Consider the following 21,597-nt stretch of genomic DNA (forward strand, 5'->3'; position numbering starts at 1 on the left):
CCAACCGGGACTTCTAAAGGCTTTCCCCACCCCGGAGCGTGCATCTTGTGTCTCGCATACTGACCGAGCCAACCGCTGAAGAAACCCTGACCGAACATGACGCCAAAATGTTCGGCTCACCCAAGGAACGGCTGGATTTCTATCGGCGGGAGATCCAGTACGAAACCAGCATCCTCGCCAACCGCACCGACGCCTATCTGGCGGCCCAGTCGTTTCTGGTGATTGCCTTTGCCTCGTGCATGGCCAACCTCAACCCGGAGTGGGGCAAGTTGTTCACCCTGGTGGTGCCACCGTTTCTGGCCCTGCTCGGGCTGCTCAGCTCGCTGAATGCCTGGCCGGGGATCCGTGCCGCGTACGACATCATCGATCACTGGCATTTCAAGCAGAGCCACTTGCTGCACAGCGAGCCGCTGATGGGCCTGGCGTATGACGAATCGCCGCTGTTCAGTGAAATGGAATCGAGCCACAAAGGCTATCGCAAGTCGCTGCTGTTTTCGGTGCGCACGCCGTGGATCTTTGCGACGTTCTGGGTGTTGCTGGGGAGTTATGCGGTGTTTATTCAGGTGACCAATCCGGGGGGGTGATGGCCAAGTACAGAAAAGCCCGGCTTATGTGGCCGGGCTTTTTTATTCGTCTGGATTGTTGTGGCGCACTTTAGATCGATCCCCCTCACCCCAGCCCTCTCCCCCAAAGGGGCGAGGGGGGAAGGGAGCAGATCTTCATTGTACTCAAAATCTGCATTCGACTCGGTATCTCAGGTCAGCGTATCCCGACCATCCACCTCGGTCAGTTCCCTCTCCCTTTGGGAGAGGGCTAGGGTGAGGGGCTTTTCTGCCTCACTCCACAGTTTCAAGCTCTCGACGCAACGCCACCGAGTTCTGCGAGGACATCGGGATCGGTGGGAAGTCCTCGTTCAGGACGCACAAATGGTCGATGGCGTCTTCAAACATCGAGTCGGCTTTCTTGCGCAGTGCGCGGTAGCGTTCAAACTGCTCAATGTCCAGATCGGCCACGTCGAGCAGCGCATTGGCTGCGCGGTTGAGGGTGTGGGCGTTATCGAACAATTGACGATTGCGTTCCAGAGCCAGAGCTCTGCAAGCCTTGATTTGCGCAGGAGTCGAGCATTCTTTCATGACCGTGACCTTAATCTTCAAGGATTCCGTTTCATAGGCGTAGCGCCGCAGGGGAACCGAACCTGCCGGGCCCGGCCGGGCATATCCGGCGAGGGGTTATGCTTGTGACTGCCGGCCTTTAAGCGGGGATCCATTTTTTTACAGAAAAAAATTCGATCAATTGTCTTTAGAAAATCGAGGAGAAGAATCAGGCTTTTCGTTTTTTTCGCCGTTCGTAACGAGCGAGGATCGGTTGCGTGCTGATGCCGTGGAGCAAAATGCTCAGCGCCACCACCGACAAGGTCAGGTCGGTACACAGGCTGGCCAGTGAGTCTGTCAGCCCGTGGTTCAAGGCATAAAACAGATAGAACAGGCTGCCGATCCCGCGAATGCCAAACCAGCCGATCAAAAACCGTTGCCGTCCTTCAAGCAGCGTGCCCCAAGGCATCAGCGCAACGCAGGCCGGACGGATCAGGCAGAACAGCACGCCGCCCACCAGCAATGCCCGCCAATCCCAGTGCGCCACCAGCACCACGCCAAGCAGGGTCACCAGAAACACTTCCATTGCGCGTTCGACCAGACTGCCGAACGACAGCATGTCACCCATCATGATCCCGGCGGCAACCTGGCTGCTTTCCAGCCGTTCGGTGTCGCCATGCACCGCCTGCTGCGGTTCGACGTTCTGATGGCCGACCACCGGTTGCACCAAGTGTTCGGCGGGCGGCTGCCCGGCGCCGGTGGATTTGACTTCGACCTGACGCAGGCCCAACCCGGCAGCGAATACCGACAGAAAGCCATAGCCGCCAATCGCTTCGGCAACGACGTAGGCCAGGGCAATCAACGACAACGCCAGATAATCATTCGGGCTGAGCGTGCTGTCGTCGTTGTGGATGCGCAGCGACAGGGTTACACGGCCAATGCCACGGCCCATCCAGTACCCGGTCAGCAGTCCTGCGGGCACCGCCCACAACAAGCTGCGCAAGACCCAACCCTGCCACTCGGCGGCAGAGCCATCGCCGTGGATCAACAACAAGCCGAGAATCACAAACGGAAAGGCCACACCGTCATTGAGCCCGGCTTCACCCGACAGGCCGAAACGCACGCTGTCGACATCCCGCGCATCGTTGACCTGCACCAGCGCCGCCAGCACCGGGTCGGTCGGCGCCAGAATCGCGCCGATCAACAGCGACGGCCCCCACGGCAAACGCAATGCAAAATGCAGCAGCAGACAAACTCCGGCGATGGTCAGCACCATCACCGGCCCGGCGAGGCCAAAGGCGATTCGCCAACGCTTGTCGCGCAGCGGCAGACGCAGCTTCAGGCCGCAGACGAACAGGGAGAAGAGCACCGCAACTTCCGTCAAGTGCTCCATCCACAGCGAGGCGTCTTCCAGGGATAGCTTCAGCAGATCGAGGCCACTGGGGCCGATGCCTATCCCCAGCAGCAAGCAAACCGCCGAGGTGGTCACCGGCATCCACCGCAGATACGACGAGGTCAGTGCCAGGGTCAGCAGGACGGCGCCGAGTACGGCGACCCACACGATAAAACTCATGATCTGCCGCCCTCAAATGTTTGATCTGACGGCAATCGCACCGTGTTCAATGGGCCTTCAGTTGTACTGTAGGCGTTGGCGAAGGCGTCATCACAACATTGGTTTACCACCGGTCACGCCATAGCGCTGGCCGGTGATATAGCTGGCTTCGTCCGAGGCGAGCAGCACATAGATCGGCGCCACTTCCACCGGTTGACCGGGGCGGCCGAGCGGGGTGTTGCCGCCGAAGTTCTGCACTTCTTCATCGGGCATGGTCGAGACGATCAGCGGCGTCCAGATCGGCCCCGGTGCCACACAGTTCACGCGGATTTCCTTCGGCCCAAGCATCTGCGCCAGACCACCGGTGAAATTGGCGATCGCGCCTTTGGTGGTGGCGTAGGCGAGCAGGGTGGGTTTGGGCATGTCCGAGTTGATCGAGCTGGTGTTGATGATCGACGCGCCGGCACGCATGTGTTTGATCGCCGCCTGACACAGGCGGAAAATCGCGGTGATGTTGACGTCGAAGGTCATCACCCATTCGTCGTCGGGGATATCTTCGAAGTTTTCGTGAGTCATCTGGAACGCCGCGTTGTTGACCAGCACATCGATGCGGCCGAAGCGTTCGACGGTCTTGTCGACCAAGGCCTGGCAATGGGCCTTTTGCGCGATATCGCCCGGTAACAGCAGGCACTGGCGTCCGGCCTGTTCGACCCAGCGCGCGGTTTCCTTGGCGTCGTCGTGTTCATCCAGATACGCCACCGCCACATCGGCGCCTTCACGGGCGAACGCAATAGCCACGGCGCGGCCTATGCCGCTGTCGGCGCCCGTGATCAGGGCGATCTTGCCGGCCAGTCGCCCGGAACCGACGTAGCTTTGCTCGCCACAATCAGGATAGGGCTCCATTTTGCGTTGCGAACCGGGTACGGCTTGGGCTTGTGCGGGGAAGGGTGGTTTTGGATAGTCGGTCATCGCGGGTCTCCGAGGTTTCATGGCTGGTATGGGCGGTTGACCCGGTGCGTTTGCCGTGAGTTCGATCGGATTTCCAACGGTTTTCAGACTGAATAAAGAACCTGTGGGAGCTGGCTTGCCAGCGATAGCGGTCTGACATTCAACATTAATGTCGACTGATACATTGTTATCGCTGGCAAGCCAGCTCCCACAGGGTTTAGTGGTGGTTTCAGGTGTTGCGTTTTGCCAGTGCATGCTCCATGCGGGCGATACCTTCTTCGAGCAGCGAGCGCGGGCAGCCGAAGTTCAGGCGTACGAACTGCTGGTGTTGATCGCCGAAGTCCAGACCGGCGCTCAGCCCCACTTTGGCCTGCTCAAGGAAGAACTGCTGCGGGTTGTCCAGATCCAGCGCCGAGCAATCCAGCCACGCCAGATAGGTGCCCTGCGGCACATTGATGGTCACGCCGGGCAAGCGGCTGCGCACCGCTTCAACCAGCCAGTCGCGGTTGGCTTGCAGGTAGGTTTTCAGCTCGGCCAACCACGGCGCACCTTCGCTGTAAGCGACGCGGGTGGCTTCCATGCCCAGCGGGTTGACGCTGTCGACCATGCCGCAACGGGCGTGGTTGACGCGTTCGCGCAGGGCGGCGTTCTGGATGATCATGAACGAGGTCTTGAGACCGGCGATGTTGTAGGCCTTGCTCGCCGACATCAGGGTGATGGTGCGCTCGGCAATCTCCGCGCTCAGCGACGCGGTCGGAATGTGCACGCGACCGTCGAAGCACAACTCGGCGTGGATTTCGTCGGAGATGATCCAGGCGTCCTGCGCCGCACAGATGTCGGCCACGGCTTGCAGCTCGTCACGGCCAAACACTTTGCCGATCGGGTTGTGCGGGTTGCTCAGCAGCAGCGCGCCGCCGCCGTTCAGCGATTCACGCAACACGTCCAACGGCGTCAGGTAAGTGCCGTCAGCCTGCGCAACGAATTCCAGTTCAACCTTGTTCAACCCCCAGTGCCCCGGCGCATGGCGCAGAGGTGGGTAGTTGGGCACTTGCACCACGACGTTCTGTTGCGGCTGCACCAGCGCTTTCAAAGCCATGTTGAAGCCAGACTCGACGCCGGGCAGGAAAATCAGCTCCTGCGGTTTGACCTTCCAGGAAAATTTGTTCCAGAGGTCGGCGACGATGGCTTCGCGCAAGTTGTCCTGCGCCACGCTGTAGCCCACCAGCGGGTGCAGCAAGCGTTGCTGCAACGCCTCGATCACCACCGGCGGCGCGGCGAAATCCATATCAGCGACCCACATCGGCAACACGTCAGCCGAATAGCGGCTCCACTTGGTGCTGCCAGTGTTGTGGCGGTCGAATACCTGATCAAAATCGAAAGTCATGCGCGGTCTCGTGAAGGCGGGAATGGTCCTGGGGGGCATGATAAACCCATGACCCTGCGGGAACACCCAAAACCTTGTGGGAGCTGGCTTGCCAGCGATGGCGTCGGCATATCCAACAATGTAGCTGACTGACCCACCGCGATCGCTGGCAAGCCAGCTCCCACAGGGATTGCGGTTGTTAGCAGGAGTGCCGACAAACGGCCGACGGTCGGTTTTCACACAGATCGTGTGGTCATTGTCTACAGTGAAAAAGTCGGCACACGTTTGCCGCAACCGTGATTGTCCAGATAAAACCCGGCTCAAGTACCGGGTTCCACCTGATCAGGAGTGCACGATGGATCTCAGCCGTCGTCAGTTCTTCAAGGTCGCCGGTATCGGCCTTGCAGGCTCTAGCCTGGGCGCGTTGGGCATGGCCCCGACGCCAGCCTTCGCCGAGCAGGTGCGTCACTTCAAGCTTGCCCACACCCATGAAACCCGCAACACCTGCCCGTATTGCTCGGTCGGGTGCGGCTTGATCATGTACAGCCAGGGCGATGCCGCGAAGAACGTCGCGCAAAGCATCATTCACATCGAGGGCGACGCCGACCACCCGGTCAATCGCGGCACCCTCTGCCCGAAAGGCGCAGGCCTTCTCGACTTCATTCACAGCCCCGGCCGTTTGCTCTACCCGCAAACGCGCAAGCCGGGCAGCAGCGAATGGACGCGGATCAGTTGGGACGAAGCGCTCGACCGCATCGTCGACCTGATGAAAGCCGACCGCGACGCCAACTTCATCGAGAAAAATGCCAACGGGCAAACGGTGAATCGCTGGCTGAGCACCGGGTTCCTCGCGGCGTCGGCGGCGTCCAACGAAGCCGGTTACATCACCCAGAAGGTGATTCGCAGTCTCGGCATGCTGGGGTTCGATAACCAGGCGCGTGTCTGACACGGCCCGACGGTGGCAAGTCTTGCCCCGACGTACGGCCGTGGTGCCATGACCAATACCTGGACCGATATCGCCAACGCGAATCTGATCCTGGTGATGGGTGGCAACGCCGCAGAAGCGCATCCGTGCGGCTTCAAATGGGTGACCGAGGCCAAAGCGCACAACGCCGCGCGGCTGATCGTCGTCGATCCGCGGTTTACCCGGACCGCTTCGGTGGCCGACTATTACGCGCCGATTCGCACCGGCACCGACATCGCCTTCATGGGCGGGTTGATCAATTACCTGCTGACCGAGGACAAGATCCAGCACGAATACGTGCGCAACTACACCGACATGTCGTTCATCGTCAGAGCAGGCTATGGCTTCGAAGACGGGATCTTCAGCGGCTACGACGCGGAGAAACGCAGCTACACCGACAAATCCGGCTGGGGTTACGAGATGGGCGACGACGGTTTCGTCAAAGTTGACCCGACGCTGCAAGACCCGCGCTGCGTCTATCAACTGATGAAGCAGCATTACAGCCGCTACACCATCGACCTCGCCAGCCAGATCTGCGGCATGCCGGTCGATGCCATGCAGAAAATCTGGGAAGAGATCGCCACTTGCTCGACACCGGGCAAGACCATGACGATTCTCTACGCCCTCGGCTGGACGCAGCACTCGATCGGCGCGCAGATCATCCGCAGCGCGGCGATGGTGCAATTGCTGCTGGGCAACGTCGGTATGCCCGGCGGCGGGGTCAACGCCTTGCGCGGCCACTCGAATATTCAGGGCCTGACCGACCTTGGCTTGCTCTCCAATGCGCTGCCGGGCTACCTGACGCTGGGCACCGACGCCGAGCAGGACTACAACGCCTTCATCCACAAACGCACGCAAGTCCCGCTGCGGCCGGGACAATTGTCCTACTGGCAGAACTACAGCAAATTCCACGTCAGCCTGATGAAGTCCTGGTACGGCGCCAACGCCACCGTCGAGAACAATTGGTGCTACGACCATTTGCCAAAACTCGACATCCCCAACTACGACGTTCTGAAGATGTTCGACCTGATGAGCCAGGGCAAGGTCAACGGCTACTTCTGCCAGGGCTTCAACCCGATCGCCGCGCTGCCGGACAAGAACCGTGTGATGGGCGCACTGGCCAAGCTGAAATGGCTGGTGGTGATGGACCCGCTCGCTACCGAAACCTCGGAGTTCTGGCACAACGTCGGGCCGTACAACGACGTGAAAAGTGCCGAAATCCAGACCGAAGTCATTCGCCTGCCGACCACCTGTTTTGCTGAAGAGGACGGCTCACTGGTCAACAGCAGCCGCTGGCTGCAATGGCACTGGAAAGGCGCCGATGGCCCGGGCGAAGCGCAGACCGACATCCGCATCATGAGCGAACTGTTCCTGCGCCTGCGCAAACGTTATCAGGCCGAGGGCGGCAAATTCCCCGATCCACTGCTGAAGCTGACGTGGCCGTACAAGATCCCCGACGAGCCTTCGCCGGAGGAGCTGGCCAAGGAAATCAACGGCAGCGCTGTGGCGGATTTCACCGATGCCGCTGGCGTCGCGGTCAAAGCCGGCTCGCAACTGGCCGGATTCGGCTTGCTCAAGGATGACGGCAGCACCGCGTCTGGCTGCTGGATCTTCGCCGGCAGCTGGACCGAGGCCGGCAACCAGATGGCCCGTCGTGACAACACCGATCCGTACGGCATGCATCAGCATCAGGGCTGGGCGTGGGCCTGGCCGGCCAACCGGCGGATTCTCTACAACCGCGCTTCGGCGGACGTCGCCGGCAAACCGTGGGACCCGAAAAAACGTCTGGTGTGGTGGAACGGTAAGGCCTGGACCGGCACCGATGTGCCGGACTACAAAGCCGACGTGCCGCCGGAAGCCGGGATGAATCCGTTCATCATGAATCCCGAAGGCGTGGCGCGGTTCTTCGCCGTCGACAAGATGAACGAAGGCCCATTCCCCGAGCACTACGAGCCGTTCGAAACGCCCATCGGCATCAATCCATTGCACCCGCAAAACAAGAAAGCCACCAGCAACCCGGCAGCGCGGATCTTCGATTCGGTCTGGGAAACCCTTGGCGAGGCCAAGGACTTCCCGTACGCCGGCACCAGTTACCGGCTCACCGAGCATTTCCACTTCTGGAGCAAGCATTGCAAGTTGAACGCAATTGCCCAACCCGAGCAGTTCGTGGAAATCGGTGAAGTACTGGCGAAAGAGAAGGGCATTGCCGCCGGGGATCGCGTGCGCGTCACTTGCAAGCGTGGCTTTATCGAAGCGGTGGCAGTGGTGACGAAACGGATCCGGCCGCTGCAGGTCAACGGCCAGATCGTGCATCAGATCGGCATCCCCCTGCACTGGGGGTTCACCGGCCTGACACGTCACGGTTACCTGACCAACACCCTGGTGCCGTTCCTCGGCGATGGCAATACACAGACCCCGGAATCCAAGTCATTCCTGGTCAACGTGGAGAAACTGTAAATGGCCAGCCAAGACATTATTGCCCGCTCGGCCACCACAACCGTGCCGCCGTCGGTGAGGAATCAGGAGGCGGTGGCCAAGCTGATCGACACCACCAAATGCATCGGCTGCAAAGCCTGTCAGGTGGCCTGCTCGGAATGGAACGAGCTGCGTGACGAGGTCGGCCACAACCACGGCACCTACGACAATCCGCAAGACCTGAGCGCGGAAACCTGGACGTTGATGCGCTTCACCGAGCACGAAACCGACGCCGGTAACCTCGAATGGCTGATCCGCAAGGACGGCTGCATGCACTGTGCCGAGCCCGGTTGCCTGGCGGCGTGCCCGAGTCCCGGCGCAATCATCAAGCATGCCAACGGCATCGTCGATTTCGATCAGGATCACTGCATCGGTTGCGGGTACTGCATCACCGGTTGCCCGTTCAACATTCCGCGCATTTCGCAGAAAGACCACAAGGCTTACAAGTGCACCTTGTGCTCGGATCGGGTCGCAGTAGGGCTGGAACCAGCCTGCGTGAAAACCTGCCCGACCGGCGCCATCGTCTTCGGCACCAAGGAAGACATGAAGGAACACGCCGCCGAGCGCATCGTTGACCTGAAAAGTCGTGGCTTCGAAAACGCTGGTCTGTATGACCCGGCCGGTGTCGGCGGTACGCACGTGATGTACGTGCTGCATCACGCCGACACGCCAACCATCTACGCCAACCTGCCGCAGGATCCGGCGATCAGTCCGTTGGTGGGCTTGTGGAAAGGCATCAGCAAACCCTTGGGCCTGCTGGCCATGGGCGCGGCGGTGCTGGCCGGGTTCTTCCACTACGTGCGCATCGGGCCGAACCGGGTTGAAGAGGACGAACATCCAACGCCACCCGACACCTCGGTGCACGTCGTCGATCCGGCGGTGCACACCTTCGATCCACGCGGGGAGGACCGGTCATGAGCAACAAGACGATCCTGCGTTACACCGCCAACCAGCGCACCAATCACTGGCTGGTGGCGATCCTGTTTTTCATGGCTGGGCTGTCCGGGCTGGCGTTGTTTCATCCGTCGCTGTTCTGGCTGAGCAACCTGTTCGGCGGCGGGCCGTGGACGCGGATTCTGCATCCGTACATGGGCATCGCCATGTTCGTGTTGTTCCTTGGCCTGGTGTTCAGTTTCTGGCGCAGCAATTTCTTCATCGCCAATGACCGGCGGTGGTTGCGGCGGATCAATCGGGTGATGGTCAACGATGAAGAAAGCGTGCCGCCGGTAGGTAAATACAACGCCGGGCAGAAGCTGCTGTTCTGGACTTTACTCCTGTGCATGCTCGCGTTGCTGTTCACCGGGCTGGTGATCTGGCGGGCCTGGTTCAGTGCGTATTTCGGCATCACCGTGATTCGCTGGGCAATGCTGCTGCATGCGTTGGCCGGATTTATTCTGGTGCTGAGCATCATCATCCACATCTACGCCGGGCTGTGGATCAAGGGCTCGGTGGACGCAATGATGCACGGCTGGGTCAGCCGCGCCTGGGCGAAGAAACACCATGAACTCTGGTATCGCGAGGTGACCCGCGACGAGCGTCATCCCGACGTGCCGGAGCGACCGATCACCAAAAAGGGCTGACGTTTGCCAACCATTCTTGAACCTGGGGAAATCGAAGCGGCGGCCAGTTCGCCGCCGTTTCTGCATCTGCCGCCGCATAACCTGTTTGCTTTGCGCGCCGCTCGACTGGAGCAATTGGCCGAGGGGCATGCGCTGGCTGATTATCTGCGACTGATTGCCGGGCTGTGCCGGGTGCAGCAGCAGGTGTTTGACGATCCGCCGCTGACGGCGCCGTTTGATCAGCAACGGATCGAGGCCTGTCAGCAGCATGGTTTGCCGCCATTTGCGGCTGACACGTTGGTGCGTGAAGAGGGTTGGCAGGCTTATCTCGACGCTTTGTTGCAGCGTTATGAACCTGATGAACAGCCTGCCGTCATTGAGGCGGTGACAACGTTGCGGGTCGCCAGTCCCGGTCAGTTACGTGCATGGGCCGTGGCGTTGGTCAGCGGTCAATATTCGATGGTGCCGGCGCAGTTGGTGCCTTTTCTTGGCGCGGCGCTGCAAGTGGCCTGGAGTCACTGGCTGCTCAGCGCGGCGAATCTGCAACTGAAACCCGGCGACAGCCTCAGCCAATGCCCGGCTTGCGGCTCACCGGCCATGGCGGGTGTGATTCGCCATCGCGGCAAGCACAACGGTTTGCGTTATCTGGTGTGTTCGCTGTGTGCCTGCGAATGGCACGTGGTGCGGGTCAAGTGCGTGTATTGCGAGTCGAGCAAAGGCCTGGATTATCTGAGCCTTGAGGACGATCGCCATGCTGCCAATCAGGCACCGTTGCGTGCCGAAGTCTGTCCGGGCTGCAACAGCTATCTGAAACTGGTGTATCTGGAGAACGACGCCGATGCCGAGGCGTTGTCAGCGGATCTAAGCAGTTTGCTGCTCGATATGCGTCTGGCCCAGGACGGTTATCAGCGGCTGGCGCCGAATCTGTTACTGGCGCCGGGAGACGAATGACATCAAGGTCTACACTCTTGTTTTTCACTGCGTAGCCCAGTGATCTGTTTCCAGGAGTGGCTGATGTCCCTGCGGTTACCTTCCATTGATGGTGTGTTGCGTCACCCTGCGTGTGGGCCTTTGCTTGAGCGTCACGGGCGTGAGTCGCTGCTGGCGGGTTTGCGCCAGTTGCTCGATGAACTGCGCCCCGGCGTGTTGAACGGGCAATTGTCAGCCGTGGAAATCAGCCCTGAAGTACTCGCCGGCCGCGTCAGTGAACGCCTGGCCCAGCAACAGCGCAGCCACGTGCGCCGGGTGTTCAACCTGACCGGCACGGTGCTGCACACCAACCTTGGTCGCGCCTTATTGCCAGACGAAGCCATCGACGCGGTGCAAATGGCCGCGCGTTACCCGCTCAATCTGGAATTCGATCTGACCAGCGGCAAACGCGGTGATCGCGATGATCTGATCGAGGGCCTGATCCGCGAACTGACCGGCGCCGAAGCCGTCACCGTGGTCAACAACAATGCCGCCGCCGTGCTGCTGACGCTCAACAGTCTTGGCGCACGCAAGGAAGGCATCATTTCCCGTGGCGAGCTGATTGAAATCGGCGGCGCCTTCCGCATCCCCGACATCATGGCCCGCGCTGGCGTGCGCCTGCACGAAGTCGGCACGACCAATCGCACCCATGCCCGCGACTATGAAGCGGCGATCAACCCGCGCAGCGGTTTGATCATGCGTGTGCATGCGAGCAACTACAGCATCGAAGGTTTTACCGCCCGCGTGCCGACCGCTGAACTGGCTGAGTTGGCCCATCGTCACGGTTTGCCGCTGCTGGAAGATCTGGGCAGTGGCAGCCTCTTGGATTTGACCCGTTGGGGTTTGCCGGCTGAACCGACAGTGCGTCAGGCGCTGCTGGATGGCGCGGATATCGTCACGTTCAGCGGCGACAAATTGCTTGGTGGCCCGCAGGCCGGGTTGATCGTCGGGCGCAAAGCACTGATCGCGAAGATCAAGAAGAACCCGTTGAAACGTGCGCTGCGGGTCGACAAGTTGACCTTGGCGGCGCTGGAGGCGGTGCTGGGGTTGTATCGCGATCCCGATCGTCTCGCTGAACGTCTGCCGAGTTTGCGGCTGTTGACCCGCCCGCAAGCGGACATCTTCACCCAGGCTTTGCGCTTGCAGCCCTTGATGGCTGAACGGTTGGGCGAGATCTGGCAGGTCAGTGCAGTCGAGGCCCTGGGCATGATCGGCAGCGGCAGCCAACCGGTGGCGCGTTTGCCGAGTGCGGCGTTGTGCATGCGCCCGCAAGTCTCCAAGCGTTTGCGCGGGCGCTGCCTGTTGAATCTGGAAGCGGCGTTGCGTGCCTTGCCGATCCCGGTGCTCGGGCGTATCGACGACGACGCGCTGTGGCTGGATCTGCGTCAGCTCGACGATGAACCGGCGTGGCTCGCGCAATTGCCGCAGTTGCAGGTCGATCCGTGATCGTCGGCACGGCGGGGCACATCGACCACGGCAAGACCTCGCTGTTGCAAGCGCTGACCGGGCAAACCGGCGACCGCCGCCCGCAGGAACGCGAACGCGGGATGACCATCGACCTCGGTTATCTCTATGCCGAACTTGAGCCGGGCGCGGGGCTGACCGGGTTTATCGACGTGCCGGGCCACGAGAAATTCACCCACAACATGCTTGCCGGCGCGCAGGGCATCGATCTGGTGCTGTTGGTGGTCGCAGCGGATGACGGCGTGATGCCACAGACCCGCGAGCATCTGGCGATTGTCGAATTGCTCGGCATTCCACAGGCCTTGGTGGCGATCAGCAAATGCGACCGGGTTCAGGCGGGCAGGGTGGAAGAGGTGCAGCGCCAGATTCTCGATCTGCTGGAACCGGGGCCGTTTGCCGAAGCGCCGCTATTCACGGCGTCGAGCGTGAGCGGGCAGGGTATCGATGAGTTGCGTCAAGCGTTGCTGAAAACGCAACGAGAAGTGCAGGAACGCAGCCGCGAAGGCGGATTTCGGCTGGCCATTGACCGCGCGTTCAGTGTTGCCGGTGCGGGAATCGTGGTCACCGGGACGGCGTTGTCGGGTGCGGTCGCAGTCGGCGACAAACTCAGCCTCGGGCCTTCGGGGAGATCGGTGCGGGTGCGCGGCTTGCATGCACAGAATCAACCCGCCGAGCACGCGTTCGCCGGGCAACGAGTGGCGTTGAACCTGAGCGGCGAACGCCTTGAACTGGCGCAGATCCATCGCGGCCAGTGGCTGTTGAGCGAATGGCTGCACGCGCCGACGCAACGGGTCGACATCGAGTTTCAACTGCTGCCCGGCGAGCGCACCTTCGAACACTTTCACCCGGTGCACGTGCACCTCGGCACGCAGAATGTCATCGCCCGGGTGGCTTTGCTCGAAGGCCCGCGCCTGAGCCCCGGCGAGCGCATGTTCGCGCAATTGCTGATCAACGCGCCGGTGCACGCGGTGAAGGGCGATCGACTGATCCTGCGCGACCCGAGCGCGCAACGCACCTTGGGCGGCGGCCAGGTCCTCGACCCGTTCGCCCCGGCGCGACAACGCCGCAGCCCCGAACGTCTGGCGCAACTGCGCACTTTGGCTTCTGGCGACGAGTTCGAACAGGTCTTGCCCGTACTGCTCAACTACAGCGCTGGCGGCGTCGACCCGCTGCGCCTGGAACGCCAATTCAATCGCCCACGCTCAACCTGGGCATTAGCGGAAAATGTACGCCTGATCGACACCCGCCAAGGCCCGGTCCTGTTCAACGTGCAGCGCTGGGCGCAACTGAAGTTCACTTTGCTGGATCAACTCGCGCAGTTCCATGAACTGGAACCTGACCAGATGGGCCCGGATCGCGATCGCTTGCGGCGCTTCAGTGGTCTGGCACTGGAACGCTCAACGTTTGTGAGTTTGCTGGATGAATTGCTGGCGGCCGGCTCAATCCAGGCGAGCGGCCCATGGCTGCATTTGCCGGATCATCAGGTGCGCCTGAATGCCGAGGACGAAAGCCTCTGGCTGCGATTACAACCGTTGTTCGAACAGGCCGGTTTCGACCCGCCGTGGGTGCGTGACATCGCGAAAATGCTCGGTCAGGACGACGCTGTCGTGCGCCTGCTGCTGCGTAAACTGGCGCGGCTCGGTCTGATGCATCAAGTGGTGCGCGATCTGTTTTTGAGTGACGTGCAACTGCGCCACATGGCCGACGTGCTGCTCAAACTCGGCAAGGAAAATCCGCAGATCCAGGTGACAAGCTTCCGCGATGCGCTAGGCTTGGGACGCAAACGCTGTATTCAGTACCTCGAATATTTCGACCGCGTCGGCCTGACCCGGCGCCTCGGCGAATCCCGCCAGATCCGCCCCGACAACGCGCTGGCCAGTGCCGACGCACCCTGAGTTCAAAGGAAGGCAATCGCGCCCGGTGGCGCGGCCGGGCTTCAAACCCGGTTGGGGACGGCATCCGTTCCCGGGCAGGTTCGACTCCGGCTGCCTTCCGCCAGTTTTCCCAAAGCAAAAGATCGCAGCCTTCGACAACTCCAGGTCGGTCGATCGTTCCCACGCTCTGCGTGGGAATGCCTCAAGGGACGCTCCGCGTTCCAGCTTGCGAATTTGACGCAGAGCGTCAAGGGCTGCATTCCCACGCAGAGCGTGGGAACGATCATCGAGGGTCGCTACTGCGGCAGCTCCAGATTATCCATCACCCGATTCACCGCCAGCTCGCCAAGCATGATCAGTTGCGCGATGCCCAGCAGCGTTCTGCGTTGCGATGCCGGTATGAGATGGGCGAAGTCATGGGCGATGGTTCTGGCGGAGGCGAGGGTTTCGCTGGCATCAGCCAGTAGTTCCTCGTTTTTGAAGTCTGCGGTGACGGCGTACATCCGGCGGGTTTTACGGGGCGGCGGTGTGGCGCCAAGTGGGCAGAGGTAGTGATCGAGGGCGCGTTCGGCGGCGTCGTTGAGTTTTTTGGAATCGAGGGATTCGTAGGGGGAGGCGAGGTCGGTTTCGGGTGGGTTTGGTGTTGGTTTGATCATGGTGTAGCTCCTTGAGATTTGGAGCCGTCATCCATCGCTGCTAAACGGATAGGGTGGCGGCTGTACGCGGGTTAGCAGACCAGGCTCAAGGATCCCGGCGCACCGAAGTGCCCCACGCAAAGCCGCCATAACATAATGGCGAAACTCGCGTGCCTTGAAATTAGCCGAGCTGCTAAACCCGATCGCTGATCCGTCAGCGACCGCACCACAATAGAAACCACCCCAAGGCGCACAAGCCGGCGGATTCTGGCTTGCCTGTAGGCAAGGCGCAAGGATTTGTAGCATTGAAGGCGTGTCCGGAGGTGTCTTTTAAACACTCCGGTTTAAAAGGCGAAATATCGGGCGAAGATCTGGGGGCAAACGTGGTCTGTCCTTGATAACGCGTTCGGCAGTTCCGACAGGGAACAGCAGGAGCTGCCGAAGGGCGCGATCTTTTGCTCCACCGTATCCTGCGACATCCGAGACGTTCTCAGAGATTACGCTGCGCTTCCATCCGATCATGCAGCACTCTGATGATCGCGATGCCATACGCGGTGATCCGAAAATAGATCATGTGGCGTTCCACACTGCAGCGGCGATAACCGGGGCGGATTGCGTCACAGGCCGCTGCGGTTTTTGGGCGCTCGGCTAATTGCTCGAAGGCTGCGGTAATGATGTCGATGTAGCGATTGGCCTGATCCAAGCCCCATTGTTGAGCCGTATAACTCCAGATCGCCTCAAGGTCACCCTCTGCGGCGGGGGTAAGACGATATTCAGCCATGCGCGCTCAACATTCTCTTCTTGAATGCCTCGGGATCGAAAGGGCGAGGTTTTCCACTGGACTCACCTTCCCGAAGTGCCGCGCGGATGGTTTCCAGCTCGGCGTTTCGCTCCTGCTCACGACGGATCAGATCACGGATGTATTCGCTGTCGTTGGTGTAATGACCGGCTTCGATCTGGGCTTTGATCCAGTGGTCTTGCTGGTCAGTCACGGTGATGGTTTTTCGTACGGTTGCCATGAGTGGCCTCCAGGAGATGGTCGAATGCGCGCAAATTATCACACTATTGGTGCGCTAACGAGCATCGAGCCCGTTGGACAAACGATAGTCCCCGACACGTTAAAAGCAAAAGATCGCAGTGCGTTCGGCGGCGTCGTTGAGTTTTTTGGAATCGAGGGATTCGTAGGGGGAGGCGAGGTCGGTTTCGGGTGGGTTGGGTGTTGGTTTGATCATGGTGAAACTCCGTGGTTGATGTAGCCACCACGGCTCATCGCTACTGGGGATTGAGCGTCTGTAAGGTATCGGATTGCTAAACCCGATCGCTGATTCGTCAGCGACTGCACCCAATAGAACCCGCCCCCAAGGCGCACAAGCCGGCGGATTCTGGCGTAGCTGTAGGCAATGGCGCAAGAATGTGTAGCTTCGAAGGCGTGTCTGGAGGTGTCTTTTAAACGCCAGGGTTTAAAAGGCACTTTGTATTGACTTCACGGGCCCCTCCGCGAGCAAGCTCGCTCCCACATTTGAATCACTCCAAGAAGGTTGACCGTGGTGCGTCAGAAGCCCAACGGGTACTGGATCACCACGTAGATGCGGTCAATGTCATCGCCGGCCTGCGCCTCATTGGCCCGATGTGAAACATGCGAAACCTGCACCGACAAATCCTTCGCCGCGCCCGACTGCACGACGTACTTCAAATCGATATCCCGCTCCCAATGCTTGCCGCCGTCACCTTGCTGCGGTTGGTAACTACCTCTGTCAGGATCAAACGGGTTGTAGGCGCCGCCCTTGGGCGCGTGGCTGCCGTCGATTTGGCTGCCGCTGACGTAGCGGGTCATGAACTTCAGGCCGGGGATGCCGAAGGCGCCGAGGTCGAGGTCGTAGCGCGCCTGCCAGGAGCGTTCGTTGGCGCCGTTGAAGTCGGCGTATTTGATCGAGTTGGCGAGGTAGATCGAGTCGCCACCGACGAAATCGAACGGCGTGTCGCCATTGATCTTTTGCCAGCCGAGCAGCACCGCGTGCGCGCCGAAGGTGTATTTGCCGGAGAGGCTGAACGCGGTGTTGTCGATGGCGCCGGCCAGTGCTCGGCCGGTGTCGCGGGTGTGGTAGAGGTTGGCGTCGAGCAGCACGCCGGACTGTTTGAAGTGCAGGTTGCCGTAGTACTGGTGCCAGGTGTCGCTCAGGTCCGAGGCGTACAACGCGCCGCCAATCGGGCTGTCGGTGAACAGGTCGGCGCCGAGAAAAATGATCCCGCCCGCTTCAGTATTGGCGCCATAGCCATAGAAATCGCCTTTGCCCGATGAGCTGTCCTGATTCTTGAACGCGGTGAAATGCCCGGCCACCAGATTGACGTGGTCGAACTCGGCGCTGTTGAGCAGGAAACCTGTGGCGTACTCCGGTTGCAAGCGTTTGTCGGAGGTATCGAACACCGGTGTTTCCACGGTCATTTCACCGAAGGCAAGGGTGGTGCGCGAGGCTTTCAATTTGAGCGCGCCGCCTGCGCTGGAGTAGTCGTTTTCGCTGCGGCCATCGCTGTCGACCGGCAGCAGACCGGTCCCGGAATGGCCCTTGCCGCCGTCCAGTTTCAGCCCGACGAAGGCGTGGGCATCGATGCCGAAACCGACGGTTCCGGGGGCGAAACCGGATGAGAAGGTGCCGATAAAGCCCTGAGCCCATTCCTGTTTATAGTTTTTGCCGGACGTTGAGGGCGAGCGGTAGTCGTTACTCAGGTAGAAGTTGCGGCTGAACACTTCGCTTTTGGCATCGTCGAAGAAACCGCTGGCGTGGGCGGTGGTGCTCAGACCGCAGAGCAGCGCGAGCAGGGTTAGGCGCGAGGGGGCGCAGTCGATCATGGTCAGTGGCCAGCGGCAATGAAGGTGGCCGGGATGATCGAGTGTTTGCAGGGCTGGGGATTGAGTGGGTGTGCTGAATTGCTGTGGTTGTCAGGTCAATAGGTTGTGATAGTGCTGACGCCATCGCTGGCAAGCCAGCTCCCACAGGGGGCTATGGTGTACCCACCGATCTTGGCGTCACACAAAAAAATGTGGGAGCGAGCCTGCTCGCGAAGGCGGTACATCAGTCAACATTATTGCCGGCCGACACACCGCTTTCGCGAGCAGGCTCGCTCCCACAGGGTTTTGGGTTGAATGAGGATTTTGTGGCGGCAGTAGAACCTGTGGGAGCTGGCTTGCCAGCGATAGCGGTGTGTCAGGCAACATTTTTGTTGGCTGACACACCTTTTCACCGCGTTAAGACAGCGGCGGCGTGCGCGGCGGAATCTGGCGTTTGCTGCCGGTCGATTCATAGGCCGCCGCGAAACGCAGCAGATTCGAGTCGTCATAGGCGCGGCCAGCGAAAGTCAAACCGACCGGCATGCCGATGTCGGCCATCACGCCCATCGGTACGGTGACGGTCGGTACGCCGAGGTGGCGGATCGCGAGGTTGCCGTTGGCCACCCAGATGCCGTTGCTCCAGGCGATGTCTGCCGACTCCGGATTGACGTCCGCGTCCGCCGGGCCAACGTCTGCGACCGTCGGGAACAGCACGGCGTCGAGGCCCAGCTTATCCATCCAGTCTTCGAGGTCGATGCGCCGGGTCTGTTCGAGGCCGCGCAGGCCGTCGGGCACGGTGCTGATTTCATTCCACGGCGTGATGCCGCGCTCGGCCATGCGCACGTATTCATCCATGCCGGCAGCCAGATCGCCTTCACGGTTGGGCAGGGTGCCCGGATCGTGCGGGAAGATTTTCGGCCCGTCGACGTCGACCAGACGATTGAGTTTCGGATCGCCGTTGGCTTGCAGGAAGTCGTCGAACGCCCACGCGGTCAGATCCCACAGCTCATGGTGCAAGAACTCTTTCGAGACCAGACCACGGGTGAATACGGTTGGCGCGCCGGGGCGGTCGCCTTCGCAGTTGGAGACCAGCGGGAAATCGGTTTCGATGACTTCCGCACCGGCGGCTTCCAGAGCCTGACGCGCCTGCTTCCACAAGTCGATCACGGAGGCGCGGGTGTTGATGCGTTGGCCGGTCGGGCCACCGATGCCCGGGGCTTCGCTGGTGCCGGCTTCAGGATCGGCATTGATGAACATACGCGGCACGGCGAAACGCTTGCCGGCCAGCGCTTTGGCGTCGGCGGCCAGATCGGCGTAAGCGGCGGGGCGCACTTCGCTGACGCTCGGGATCGGCACCCACGGTTGCAGACGCCAGAGGTCGCCACGGGTGTCCGGGTCTTCGGCCACGACGATGTCGAGGACTTCGAGCAGATCGGCCATGGTCCGCGCGTAAGGCACGACCACGTCCATGGTCGGCGTCAACGGCCAGTTGCCGCGCACCGAGATCACCCCGCGCGACGGCGTGTAGGCGCACAAACCATTGTTCGACGCCGGGCCACGCCCGCTCGACCAGGTTTCTTCAGCCAGGCCGAACGCGGCGAAACTCGCTGCGGTGGCGGTGCCGGCACCGTTCGAAGAGCCGGAGGCAAACGGCGCGGTGAGGTAGTTGGCGTTGTAAGGACTTTCGGCGCGGCCGTAGACGCCGCGTTGCATGCCGCCATTGGCCATCGGCGGCATATTGGTTTTGCCCAGGCATATTGCCCCGGCGGCGCGTAGACGTTCGATGGTGAAGGCATCGCGATAAGCGATCAGATCGGCGAAAGCCGGGCTGCCGGAGGCGGCGGTCAGGCCCTTGACCAGATAGCTGTCTTTCGCGGTGTAAGGAATGCCGTCGAGCGGGCCGAGGGTTTCACCTTTGGCACGGCGGGCATCGGAGGCCCGGGCTTCGTTCAGCGCTTCAGGGTTGCGCACGACCACGGCATTCAGCGCGGTGGAGGTGTCGGCGCCGTCGTAGGCATCGATGCGGGCCAGATACGCCTGCACCAGTTCGACTGCGCTGGTCTGGCCGGACTCGAGCGCGGCGCGCAGTTGGGCAATGGAAACTTCGGTGACTTCGATCATGCGCTCACCGCTGTTTGAATTTGGGTGGTTTTCCTGGAGTGGGTGTTCATATCGGTTCTCGTTGCACAGCTATAAGCGACAAGGTTAAGACTGGCGCCTATTTAACACCAAGCGGCGCGCGGAGTAATCGGCGGGATTGATCTGCCGCCGATTTTCTACCTCACTGGCCCCCCCGGGGGATCTGCGACGAATGCAGAATTCGTGTCCGCTGAAGATCCATGTGGGAGCTGGCTTGCCAGCGATGAGGCCTGCACATTCGATAATGATGTTCCTGAACTATCGCCATCGCTGGCAAGCCAGCTCCCACAGGGATTTATGGAGTTCTCAGAAGGCAGGCATGACCTTGGCCGATCACAGCACCCCGTACTCCCGCGCCGTTCGATCCACTGCAATCCGCGTCTTGTCGATCAACTCATCCAGCTCCGTGCGCGTGGCAATCAACGCCGGGGCCATGATCATCCGACCCAATGTCGAGCGAATGATCAAGCCTTCCTCAAAGCCGATCGTGCGGCAACGCCAGGCAATGTCGTTTTCATTAATAAAGCGCTTGCGGCTGGCCTTGTCTTCAGCGAACTGCAGAGCCGCCACCAGGCCAATGCCCTGAATCTCACCCACCAACGGGTGATTGCCAAACACTTCGCGCAGGCAGTTCTGCAGATAAGGCCCAGTGTCGGTTTTCACCTGATTCACCACGCCCTCATCGCGCAGGGCCTTGAGGTTGGCAATCGCCACGGCGGCCGCGACCGGGTGGCCGGAATAGGTCAGGCCGTGGGCAAACACGCCACCTTTTTCCACCAGCGCCTCGGCCATGCGCCGCGACAGAATCAACCCGCCCATGGGGATGTAACCGGAGGTCAGGCCTTTGGCGATCGACAGCGTGTCGGGCTCAAAACCGAACGCCTGATGGGCGAACCATTCACCGGTACGGCCAAAACCGCCAATCACTTCGTCAGCACACAGCAGCACATCGTATTGACGGCAGATGCGCTGAATCTCTGGCCAGTAAGTCGCCGGCGGAATAATCATGCCGCCCGCACCCTGGAACGGCTCGGCGACGAACGCGGCAACCTTGTCGGCGCCCAGCTCGAGAATCTTGTCTTCCAGTTGTCGCGCGGCTTGCAGGCCGAATTCTTCCGGACTGAGGTTGCCTTCATGGGCAAACCAGTACGGCTCATCGATGTGCGCCACATCAGGAATGGTGCCACCCATCTCATGCATGAACTTCATCCCGCCCAACGCCGTCGCCGCCAGGGTCGAGCCGTGGTAGCCGTTCCAGCGGCCGATCATGATTTTCTTCTCGGGCTTGCCCATCACCTGCCAGAACTTGCGCACGGTGCGGATCAGCACTTCGTTGGCTTCGGAGCCAGAGTTGGTGTAGATCGCGTGGCTGTAGTGCTTGGGCAACAGGCTGAAGAGCAGTTCGGACAGTTTGATCACCGCCGGGTGAGTGGTGTGGAAGAACATGTTGTAGTAGGGCAGTTGTTCCAGCTGCGCGGTCGCGGCGGCGGCCAGATCCTTGCGCCCGTAACCGAGATTGGTGCACCACAGGCCGGACATGCCGTCCAGATAACGCTTGCCGTCGTTGTCCCACAATGCCAGACGATCGCCGCTGACCATCACTCGCGGGCCTTCCTCGTTGAGGGCCTTCTGATCAACGAACGCGTGGATGTGGTGAGCGGCGTCAGAGGCTTGGTAATCGCTGGTACTGCGGGTCGAATCGAGTTCGGCGGACATGGCGGATCTCCAGAGAAAAGG

17 protein-coding genes, 1 tRNA gene and 1 pseudogene are annotated in these 21,597 nt (G+C 60.9%); 8 read left to right on the plus strand and 11 right to left on the minus strand.

Annotated features, from left to right (window positions below):
- Nucleotides 1–47 precede the first annotated feature (47 nt).
- Nucleotides 48–584 carry a hypothetical protein gene (locus QZR14_RS01285; RefSeq protein ID WP_016983364.1) on the plus strand — a complete coding sequence of 179 codons (537 nt, stop codon included), beginning with the start codon at nucleotides 48–50 and terminating at the stop codon, nucleotides 582–584.
- A 252-nt stretch (nucleotides 585–836) separates the two neighbouring features.
- Here QZR14_RS01285 and QZR14_RS01290 read toward each other — a convergent pair whose 3' ends face one another.
- The 4 genes from QZR14_RS01290 to QZR14_RS01305 all read right to left on the minus strand — a co-directional run bounded on the left by QZR14_RS01290 (nucleotide 837) and on the right by QZR14_RS01305 (nucleotide 4,975).
- A complete protein-coding gene (locus QZR14_RS01290; RefSeq protein WP_141125586.1) occupies nucleotides 837–1,133 on the minus strand; it encodes a hypothetical protein in 297 nt (98 codons plus the stop codon).
- Nucleotides 1,134–1,320: 187 nt separating this feature from the next.
- Nucleotides 1,321–2,664, minus strand: coding sequence for a cation:proton antiporter (locus QZR14_RS01295; protein ID WP_250605197.1), 1,344 nt, complete (start codon nucleotides 2,662–2,664; stop codon nucleotides 1,321–1,323).
- Between the two features lie 90 nt (nucleotides 2,665–2,754).
- Complete coding sequence (locus QZR14_RS01300; RefSeq protein WP_250605196.1) at nucleotides 2,755–3,612, minus strand: glucose 1-dehydrogenase; 858 nt, start codon at nucleotides 3,610–3,612, stop codon at nucleotides 2,755–2,757.
- 208 nt (nucleotides 3,613–3,820) lie between these two features.
- Nucleotides 3,821–4,975: a MalY/PatB family protein gene (locus QZR14_RS01305; protein ID WP_250605195.1), complete on the minus strand. Its 1,155-nt coding sequence runs from the start codon at nucleotides 4,973–4,975 to the stop codon at nucleotides 3,821–3,823.
- A gap of 334 nt (nucleotides 4,976–5,309) precedes the next feature.
- Here QZR14_RS01305 and fdnG point away from each other — a divergent pair, with 334 nt between their 5' ends.
- The 7 genes from fdnG (at nucleotide 5,310) to QZR14_RS01340 (ending at nucleotide 14,383) form a co-directional block, all read left to right on the plus strand.
- Nucleotides 5,310–8,375, plus strand: a complete 3,066-nt coding sequence (fdnG, locus tag QZR14_RS01310) for a formate dehydrogenase-N subunit alpha (RefSeq protein WP_311995670.1) — start codon at nucleotides 5,310–5,312, stop codon at nucleotides 8,373–8,375.
- Nucleotides 8,376–9,311, plus strand: coding sequence for a formate dehydrogenase subunit beta (fdxH, locus tag QZR14_RS01315; RefSeq protein WP_311995671.1), 936 nt, complete (start codon nucleotides 8,376–8,378; stop codon nucleotides 9,309–9,311). It abuts the gene before it with no gap.
- A complete protein-coding gene (locus QZR14_RS01320; protein ID WP_311995672.1) occupies nucleotides 9,308–9,973 on the plus strand; it encodes a formate dehydrogenase subunit gamma in 666 nt (221 codons plus the stop codon). The genes fdxH and QZR14_RS01320 overlap by 4 nt, the downstream gene beginning before the upstream one ends.
- Nucleotides 9,974–9,976: 3 nt before the next feature.
- A complete protein-coding gene (gene fdhE / locus QZR14_RS01325) occupies nucleotides 9,977–10,903 on the plus strand; it encodes a formate dehydrogenase accessory protein FdhE (protein ID WP_311995673.1) in 927 nt (308 codons plus the stop codon).
- Between the two features lie 60 nt (nucleotides 10,904–10,963).
- Entirely contained in the window at nucleotides 10,964–12,367 is a 1,404-nt protein-coding gene (gene selA, locus QZR14_RS01330; RefSeq protein WP_311995772.1) for an L-seryl-tRNA(Sec) selenium transferase, read from the plus strand.
- Nucleotides 12,364–14,280 carry a selenocysteine-specific translation elongation factor gene (gene selB / locus QZR14_RS01335; protein WP_311995773.1) on the plus strand — a complete coding sequence of 639 codons (1,917 nt, stop codon included), beginning with the start codon at nucleotides 12,364–12,366 and terminating at the stop codon, nucleotides 14,278–14,280. Before selA ends, selB begins: the two co-directional genes overlap by 4 nt.
- Before the next feature lie 7 nt (nucleotides 14,281–14,287).
- Nucleotides 14,288–14,383 (plus strand) — tRNA-Sec (locus QZR14_RS01340).
- Between the two features lie 172 nt (nucleotides 14,384–14,555).
- Here the strand turns inward: QZR14_RS01340 and QZR14_RS01345 are convergent.
- The 7 genes and pseudogenes from QZR14_RS01345 to QZR14_RS01370 form a co-directional block, all read right to left on the minus strand.
- Nucleotides 14,556–14,915 (minus strand): DUF6124 family protein, encoded by a 360-nt coding sequence (locus QZR14_RS01345; protein ID WP_311995674.1) that lies wholly within the window; start codon nucleotides 14,913–14,915, stop codon nucleotides 14,556–14,558.
- A gap of 469 nt (nucleotides 14,916–15,384) precedes the next feature.
- Nucleotides 15,385–15,675, minus strand: coding sequence for a type II toxin-antitoxin system RelE/ParE family toxin (locus QZR14_RS01350; RefSeq protein ID WP_311995675.1), 291 nt, complete (start codon nucleotides 15,673–15,675; stop codon nucleotides 15,385–15,387).
- Nucleotides 15,668–15,913 carry a type II toxin-antitoxin system ParD family antitoxin gene (locus QZR14_RS01355; RefSeq protein ID WP_122844203.1) on the minus strand — a complete coding sequence of 82 codons (246 nt, stop codon included), beginning with the start codon at nucleotides 15,911–15,913 and terminating at the stop codon, nucleotides 15,668–15,670. The genes QZR14_RS01350 and QZR14_RS01355 overlap by 8 nt, the downstream gene beginning before the upstream one ends.
- A 120-nt stretch (nucleotides 15,914–16,033) precedes the next feature.
- Nucleotides 16,034–16,126: pseudogene (locus QZR14_RS27990) on the minus strand (DUF6124 family protein); the annotation flags it as partial.
- 320 nt (nucleotides 16,127–16,446) lie between these two features.
- The gene (locus QZR14_RS01360) at nucleotides 16,447–17,742 is read right to left on the minus strand and encodes an OprD family porin (protein ID WP_311995676.1); all 1,296 of its coding nucleotides are present in this window, start codon (nucleotides 17,740–17,742) and stop codon (nucleotides 16,447–16,449) included.
- Nucleotides 17,743–18,138: 396 nt separating this feature from the next.
- Nucleotides 18,139–19,842: an amidase gene (locus QZR14_RS01365; RefSeq protein ID WP_311995677.1), complete on the minus strand. Its 1,704-nt coding sequence runs from the start codon at nucleotides 19,840–19,842 to the stop codon at nucleotides 18,139–18,141.
- 351 nt (nucleotides 19,843–20,193) lie between these two features.
- Nucleotides 20,194–21,576 (minus strand): aspartate aminotransferase family protein, encoded by a 1,383-nt coding sequence (locus tag QZR14_RS01370; protein ID WP_311995678.1) that lies wholly within the window; start codon nucleotides 21,574–21,576, stop codon nucleotides 20,194–20,196.
- Nucleotides 21,577–21,597: the final 21 nt, after the last annotated feature.

Origin of the sequence: Pseudomonas sp. rhizo66 (genome assembly GCF_031931925.1) — a bacterium.
Classification (GTDB): Bacteria; Pseudomonadota; Gammaproteobacteria; order Pseudomonadales; family Pseudomonadaceae; genus Aquipseudomonas.

Coding starts and splice junctions, on each gene's coding strand:
- fdxH (WP_311995671.1), top strand. CDS start 8,376: ATGGCCAGCCAAGACATTATTGCCCGCTCGGCCACCACAACCGTGCCG.
- QZR14_RS01345 (WP_311995674.1), bottom strand. CDS start 14,915: ATGATCAAACCAACACCAAACCCACCCGAAACCGACCTCGCCTCCCCC.
- QZR14_RS01355 (WP_122844203.1), bottom strand. CDS start 15,913: ATGGCAACCGTACGAAAAACCATCACCGTGACTGACCAGCAAGACCAC.
- QZR14_RS01360 (WP_311995676.1), bottom strand. CDS start 17,742: ATGATCGACTGCGCCCCCTCGCGCCTAACCCTGCTCGCGCTGCTCTGC.
- QZR14_RS01320 (WP_311995672.1), top strand. CDS start 9,308: ATGAGCAACAAGACGATCCTGCGTTACACCGCCAACCAGCGCACCAAT.
- QZR14_RS01305 (WP_250605195.1), bottom strand. CDS start 4,975: ATGACTTTCGATTTTGATCAGGTATTCGACCGCCACAACACTGGCAGC.
- QZR14_RS01300 (WP_250605196.1), bottom strand. CDS start 3,612: ATGACCGACTATCCAAAACCACCCTTCCCCGCACAAGCCCAAGCCGTA.
- QZR14_RS01350 (WP_311995675.1), bottom strand. CDS start 15,675: ATGGCTGAATATCGTCTTACCCCCGCCGCAGAGGGTGACCTTGAGGCG.
- QZR14_RS01290 (WP_141125586.1), bottom strand. CDS start 1,133: ATGAAAGAATGCTCGACTCCTGCGCAAATCAAGGCTTGCAGAGCTCTG.
- QZR14_RS01370 (WP_311995678.1), bottom strand. CDS start 21,576: ATGTCCGCCGAACTCGATTCGACCCGCAGTACCAGCGATTACCAAGCC.
- QZR14_RS01365 (WP_311995677.1), bottom strand. CDS start 19,842: ATGATCGAAGTCACCGAAGTTTCCATTGCCCAACTGCGCGCCGCGCTC.
- QZR14_RS01295 (WP_250605197.1), bottom strand. CDS start 2,664: ATGAGTTTTATCGTGTGGGTCGCCGTACTCGGCGCCGTCCTGCTGACC.